Below are 7,477 nucleotides of genomic sequence, written 5' to 3'. Positions count from 1 at the left end.
TTCAGCAAATATGGTGCGGTAGGTGACGGTAAGGCAGATGACACCAGAGCAATTCAGGCCGCATTGGATGCAGAAGGTTCTTTAATTGCAAATGAAGGAGCAACCTTTAGAATAACAGGCAGATTGGATATAGACAAGCCGGGTAACCAAAAAATAGATTGGAACGGCTCTACTATAACCGTTACTTCAACATTATACCAAGCTATTGAGGTAAACAAGCCTTCAGGGAGAACTACAATGAGCGACCTAACGATTGATGGTGCAAAAAAATTAGCTGCTGGAATATTTATAAAAACCGTATCGGATTTTGACAACGTTGATGTTAAGTATCTGTACTCAACTACACAAACTACATGGGCATTTAGATACGAGGTAACCGATATCCCCAACAGCCAAGGAGACTCTAACTTTACTGACTGCGACTGTTACGATGTTGAAAGTAAAAGTAACGGAGTTATAGGAGATACACCTGGACCTTCAAGATGCCTGATTTTTAGATGGAACCATAGCGGATCCACTTCTAAAGTTACATTCAATGGCGGTGTTTGGGATGGAGCATGGGGGGATGATGGAGATATATTCCAGCATGAACAAAAAGTGACTAACATTCACGGCTCTAGATTAATTTTTAACAATACCGTAATGAAAAATTTTAGTCGTAGAATTGTAAAAGGCACAGGAGGCGGTGTTGAGTTTAACAATGTTACCTTCAAAAGTCCTAGCAAATCACATCCAAGATTAGTAAGTAGTGTGCCCTCTTCTGGAATGGTTGCAATGGGTAACTTCATAAATTCCCAAGATGCCCACGGAACAATTTTTGATGGGTGTACATTCGACAACAGCTTGGGATACGATGGACGTTTGGTGATAAACCGACAAGACGGCATCATAGTTAAAAATTCTACATTCATTAATGCTAGTGTCGCATTCACAACAAGAGTTGCTGATGTGGAAATATGTAACAATACCTTTGATTCTAAAAGTAGTATATATGGTTATAATATTAATAACGCTACGGGATACACCGGAATGATCTCAGTAGGCACTAATAATAATGGACCTACTGGTTTTATTAGACTCCCAGATGGCAAATACAAAATGACAAACTGTCAATAGAGATCATATAACAGTCAATTAAATTTATAAATAAAGGAGGTCGTCTAATAACTTTTTAGACGGCCTTTTGCTATTTAAGATTTCTCGGTTGTAGTTTCATTATATGAAGAATGTATTTGCTGAAAAATATCTTTATAACTGTGCGTTTATGATACTGGCTCACTAAGTAGGCGGCTAGGGAAAAAGGAGCTAACCATTTTTCTTTATATTTTGTTAATCAGTATTTTTTATACTGGTCAACGTTTCTATAGTTGATTTTTAATGCGCCCTTAGTAATCTACATTACTTTGGTATTAATATCATATACAATAAACGAGTATATTTCCTAGCCAATAAATAAGTAGTCTTTACTAAATTGAATTTAAATTTATTCAACTTAACATACAATAGGCTTGATTATCGTAACTATGGACCTAGATAAAACGAGATTTACATTGGCAAGAAGCAGTTTTAAAATAAAGTTCATTTAGAAGTAAAAACTTCCACTAAATAGAGTAGGATGAACCTCTGGAATAGGACTTAATCGATAAATCCATCCTTTTCAACTTTTCTTATTCCTTATTTCATATCTTTTCTAATAATTACATATTATTTTATAAATAAATATATAAAAAGGAAAAAATATCAGCACTTATGTTGAACCTTCAGGAATTGAAAGTACGTCTATTAAGAAGTAAACTTGTAAACGATTCTTTCTGGGCTATTTTTGGAAATGTTGTAGGAAAGGGACTTTCATTACTATCTTCAATAATTATTGCAAGAATATTAGGTAAAGAGATTTATGGAGAGTACGGTATTATTTCAGGTACAATAGGAACAATATTAATTTTTTCCAATTTTGGACTAAATTACACTTCAACAAAATACATAGCTGAATACCGTAATACAAAACCAGAATTACTCGCGAAAATTATTAAATATTGCCAGAATTTAACCCTGATTTTCAGCGGGTTGGCAACAGTTATTTTATTTGTATCAGCGGATTATGTTGCCATTAATCTACTTAATTCGCCAAAATTATCTACTCCACTGAGATTGATTACAATTAGTATCCTTATTGGTTCTGTATGCAGAACCCAGGAAGGTATTTTGGCAGGCTTCAGTAAATTTAAGGAATTAGCAAAAGTAAATACGGTAATTGGAATTAGCACCTTCGTATTTGGGGTCGCGCTAACCTATTTCTACAGACTTAATGGAGCCCTTATAGCTTTGATAATTATAAAAGTATTGTACTATGGGCTTCTTAGATACTTTATATCTCACAATTTACCATCTGTACCGGAACATCCAAATAATAAAATATCTTTAAGCAAAATTCTGAAATTTTCCACTCCAATAGCATTACAGGAAGCATTTTACGCGATGATCACCTATGCTACAGGGTTATTATTAGTTCAATTATCTACATATGGGGAAGTGGGATTAAGTTCCGCTGCTGTTTATTGGAGCGCTATAATATTATATATACCTGGAATTTTAAGAAATGTAATTCTATCTCATTTATCGGCCAATTTAGATGATAATAAAGCTCGCCTTAGGATATTACGATTAATACTATTATTTAATTTCGGGGTTACATTTCTACTCTCATTAACCATATACTTTCTCTCAGGTTATATAGCAGCTTCTTATGGTAATGACTTTTCTGGTTTAAAAGACGTTATAAATATCGCAGTTTTTACAACTATTTTCACGAGTATGAGCAATGTATATGCTCAAGCTTATATGTCGGAAAATAAAAATTGGCTTATGTTACTTTTCAGAATTATAAGAGACGGATTAATATTTTTAATTACTTTAATCTTATTAAAAGAAAACAATGGGGCTAACGGTGCATTATCATTAGCTAAAAGTGCACTTTGGGCTAATATCCTCTTCTTTTTTTTAATGGGCCTTGTTTATGAATTGAAATTTCAAAATAAAATCAAGATAACATGAAAAAGCTCGTTTTCATAATTTCATTTTTTTCATATAGTGGTTATTATGCAGGACTAGCTATATTGTTTTCTTTAGGCCTTGGCGGAATGTCAAGATTTTATTCCGTTCCACTTAGGCTCTTTCTATTAATATCAATGTTATATTTAATTAAAAATAATATATCAAATATTAGATTTAATAAATTTCCAGGAATAATTCCACTGTTTATAATTTTTTGGTGCTATTATTTTATAAAAATTCTTTACACGGAAAATATTGATGATACCCACACGCTTGGAAGAACTTGGCCAGAATATATTTTTTATTCATTATCATTTGTAATATTCCCTTTCATAACCTTCACTCTATTATCATTAGATAAGTTTCGTAATACCATCGTTAATGGATTTATTATATCCGGTTTTGCTTTAGGAATAATAGGTATTTATTTGTATGGATCATTACTAACTTCGGGAATAGGCCGAATTAATTTAATAACATATCAAACTGGTGAAGCTGTACTTAATCCCCTGTCTTTATCCTATTCCGGGGCATTAACAATAGTTCTATGCATATACAAATTTGTAATTCTAGGACAAATTAAGAAACCTGAAAAATTCTTCTTAATAATTACTATGATCTTGTCTTTTGCATTGTTCTTATTAGGATCCTCTAGGGGATCCATAGTTGCTTTAGCCTTTACCTTACCGCTATTTATCGCTTATTCTCCAGCTAGAATTAAATTAAAGTTAATTGTATTCTCAATTATTTTAACTCCTATTATAATATGGGCGATTACGGCCAGCGGTAGTAACATCTTTGACAGAGTAACAAACACCTCTAAAGATGGTGGTGGTGGTAGAGATTACTTATGGACGGAGGCACTATCTCATTTTTTAGAGTCACCTATTTTTGGTGGTAGAATTGAAATTGGAGGTATATATCCACACAATTTAATTATAGAAATCCTAATGGCTACAGGAATTATTGGATCATTAATAATCTTACCAATAATATTTAAGGGGTTTCAAATTGCATTCAGAAGAATAAAAGAAAATAAGGAAGATATGTTTATGGTTCTAATTTTAATTCAGGGATTTACCCAGCATTTCTTTTCTGGTAGTTTTGCCACAGCAACTTTAGTATTTCTACCTTTAGGAATGGCATATAGCTGCTATAATAAAAAAAATGAATATTAATAAATTGCAAATTCAATTCTATTTAATGAAAGATATAATTGTAATCACTAATATAGCCTCCCATTATCGCTCTACGTTATGGGGAAAATTAATAAATAGTGAGAAATATAACTTTAATTTTTATTTCGGAAAAGATTTAAAATTTGGGATAAAGGAAATTAATTTTAATGAAAAAAAATTCCAATTTCGTCAGAATCAAATACATCTGTTAAATAACTTATATTTTAAAGATAAAATTATTGTATGGCAAAGAGGCATAGTAAAAAAGTGTTTGACTTTGAAAGTTAATACTGCAATAATTCTAGGTGATTCTTGGATTATATCAAATTGGATTATTGCTATAATATTTAGAGTTAAGGGTGTTAAAGTGATATTTTGGAGTCATGGTATTTACGGAAACGAGCCCAAAATAAAGAAATGGATTAGAATTTTATTTTATAAACTTGCTAATGAACATTTGCTGTATGAAAGAAGAGGCAAACAACAAATGGTTTTAAATGGGTTTAAAGAAGATAAACTTCATATTATCTTTAATTCGCTTAATTATGACGCAAATTTAAGGTTTAGGGTTGCGGCTGAAAAAAGTTTAAAAAAAGAAGTATATACGTTTTTTCATAATCCTGAGCAACCAACGATAATTTTTATTGGAAGACTCACAGAAGTTAAAAAATTAAATTATCTAATCGAAGCCGTTTACGAATTGAAGAAACAAAATTACTTGGTAAATTTATTAATAATAGGGGAAGGCGGACAGCGGAAGAAATTGAACGAACTAGTTATAGAGTATAACATCAAAGATTACTGTCATTTTTACGGTCCCTGTTATTCTGAAAAAGAACTGTCAAATTTAATTTCTGCAGCCGATTTATGTGTTAGCCCAGGAAATGTAGGACTTACAGGTATTCATAGCATGAGTTATGGTACTCCAGTGTTAACCCATAACAACTTTATAAACCAGATGCCCGAGGTAGGTGCCATTATAGAGGGGAAAAATGGTTGTTTCTTTATAGAGAATGATGTTTCTTCCTTGGTTTCTAAACTTATTTATTGGTTATTTAACAATAATTTATCTAGAGATGAAATAAGGACTAATTGCTATAATATTATTGATAATTATTATAATCCGAATTATCAAATTAGAGTTCTTGAAAACGTAATTGAAAATAAACCTCCTTTAATATAAGCCATCTTTTATGAACAAACTTTTACAAATTAATTCAGTGGTGAATACGGGGTCTACGGGAAGAATAGCAGAGGATATTGGTGATTATGTTATGTCTATGGGTTGGAAGAGCTACATAGCCTATGGTAGATATGGCAATAAAAGTAACTCTCATTTAATTAAATTCGGCTCCAAATACAGTAATTATTGGCATGCAGTTTTAACTAGGCTTTTTGACAAGCACGGATTTGGATCAAAAAAGGCTACCAAAAGGTTAATTCATCAAATTGAAAAAATCAATCCAGATATTATTCATCTTCACAATCTGCATGGCTATTACATAAATATACAGATCCTATTCGATTATCTGGCTACCAAATCCACCCCTATTGTCTGGACCCTACATGATTGTTGGTCATTTACAGGCCATTGCGTGCATTTTGATAATATCCAATGCTATAAATGGCAAAAATTATGTTCTAGATGTCCACAAAAAAATACGTATCCTAAGACCATACTTTATGACAATTCCAAAATAAACTATAAAGCTAAAAAAGCATTATTTAATTCTGTAAAAAACTTAACCATTGTCCCTGTCTCATACTGGTTACAAAGTCTGGTCGAAAAATCATTTCTCAAAGAGAATAAAATAAAAACAATTCATAACGGAGTTGATACAGCTATATTCAATAAAACAAAAGATAATTCAGTTATTGACCACTACAACCTTCAAGATAAATTCATTATTCTTGGAGTTGCCAATATATGGAGCAAAGGAAAAGGATTAAACGATTTTATTAGGCTCAGTAAGAGTATTGAAGAAAACGAAATAATTGTTTTAATTGGATTGAATCATAATCAAATTAATATGTTACCTAAACATATTTTAGGTATAAAGCAGACGGAAAGTCTTAATGAGCTTAGGGATTTTTACTGTGCTGCAGATGTGTTTGTCAACCCATCTTACCAAGATAGTTTTGGTATGGTGAATATTGAAGCTTTATCGTGTGGAACACCAGTTATAACTTATCATACAGGAGGATGTCCTGAAACAATTTCTGAAGAAACCGGCTATGTTGTAGAACAAGGAAACATAGATGAGTTGTTAAGTTCTATTAGAATGGTAAAAAACTTAACCAAGGATCAATTCAGTAATGCCTGCAGAAAAAGAGCACAACAAGAGTTTGAAAAAAATTTAAAATATAAAGAATATTTTGAATTGTACACTGGCTCATTAAAAACGCTTGCCTAAATCAAATTTAAAAACAACCAATAATAATCAATCTATTTAAATTACATTATTATAGTATTTTCCTCCAAATCCCTCTTTTAAGTAAATAATCCCCGGGGTAAGCCCACGGGGTATTATTATATTTTTCAAAACTTAGTATTATTCAGCGGTTGTTGGTCGAACAAACCAAATGATAGAGTAATTACGAAATGTTGTGGTTCTTATGAATATGGTTTCTTGAGCTCATGCGTAAGATTACTGCTTTTTTTCGTGCGAAGCAAGCTTCGGGGCATTTACCCCTCTAGAATAAAATTTATCTATAAAAGAAATACAAAGATTTACAACATTAATCAATAATAACTAATTACAGCAATAATAAATGCGCGTCGTACTTACTAAATATAAGATATGACATATTAGGTTTTCCATATAGTCAAGGTATCCTTTTATAAAAACTATATACTCACTTATTCCCTGCCACTACCCAGGCGTTACATACACTAACTGGATATACTGGAGCATGCTGACCCCTCTAAAGCCTAATCAATAAGTAACTGCCGTTCTGGCGGATGCTGACCCCCCTTTGAAAAATAAGATAGCTAGATTTTTAAATTATTCTGGAGCATGTTGACCCCTCTGGATGATTTATTTGGGAGCATGCTGACCCCCCTAGCTATTTTCTTTCTGGTTTTGGTTTATTTGATGAATACCATCAAAAAGATAACCAATGGCCGGAAAATCAAAACCAATGAGTCAAGTAAAACAAATACTTCGCCTGCACTGCCAGGGAAAAGGATTTAAAACCATTGCCAGGACCCTGTCGGTGAGTAAAAACACCGTGAAAGACTATAT

General features: G+C 32.1%; 6 protein-coding genes. All 6 read left to right on the top strand.

Translation table 11 applies throughout. The features are described from left to right. Positions 1-1,116, top strand: a 1,116-nt coding sequence (locus G466_RS24160) for a hypothetical protein (RefSeq protein ID WP_026814980.1), incomplete at its 5' end; no start/stop codon positions are given. Between the two features lie 633 nt (positions 1,117-1,749). Then, positions 1,750-3,054 carry an oligosaccharide flippase family protein gene (locus tag G466_RS0118615; protein ID WP_026814976.1) on the top strand — a complete coding sequence of 435 codons (1,305 nt, stop codon included), beginning with the start codon at positions 1,750-1,752 and terminating at the stop codon, positions 3,052-3,054. Then, positions 3,051-4,232 carry an O-antigen ligase family protein gene (locus tag G466_RS0118610; RefSeq protein WP_026814975.1) on the top strand — a complete coding sequence of 394 codons (1,182 nt, stop codon included), beginning with the start codon at positions 3,051-3,053 and terminating at the stop codon, positions 4,230-4,232. The genes G466_RS0118615 and G466_RS0118610 overlap by 4 nt, the downstream gene beginning before the upstream one ends. Positions 4,233-4,257: 25 nt before the next feature. Further along, the gene (locus G466_RS0118605; RefSeq protein WP_026814974.1) at positions 4,258-5,415 is read left to right on the top strand and encodes a glycosyltransferase; all 1,158 of its coding nucleotides are present in this window, start codon (positions 4,258-4,260) and stop codon (positions 5,413-5,415) included. A gap of 10 nt (positions 5,416-5,425) precedes the next feature. Further along, on the top strand, positions 5,426-6,646 hold the full coding sequence (locus tag G466_RS0118600) for a glycosyltransferase (RefSeq protein WP_026814973.1): 1,221 nt from the start codon (positions 5,426-5,428) through the stop codon (positions 6,644-6,646). Between the two features lie 706 nt (positions 6,647-7,352). After that, positions 7,353-7,477 (top strand): helix-turn-helix domain-containing protein (locus tag G466_RS24805; protein ID WP_157374038.1); only part of this gene is annotated, 125 nt, incomplete at its 3' end.

Source organism: Arenibacter certesii DSM 19833 (genome assembly GCF_000429545.1).
In the GTDB taxonomy this organism is placed as follows: Bacteria; Bacteroidota; Bacteroidia; order Flavobacteriales; family Flavobacteriaceae; genus Arenibacter; species Arenibacter certesii.
The sequence above is the reverse complement of the archived record's forward strand: the minus strand, read 5'-3'. Positions and strand labels throughout refer to the sequence as shown.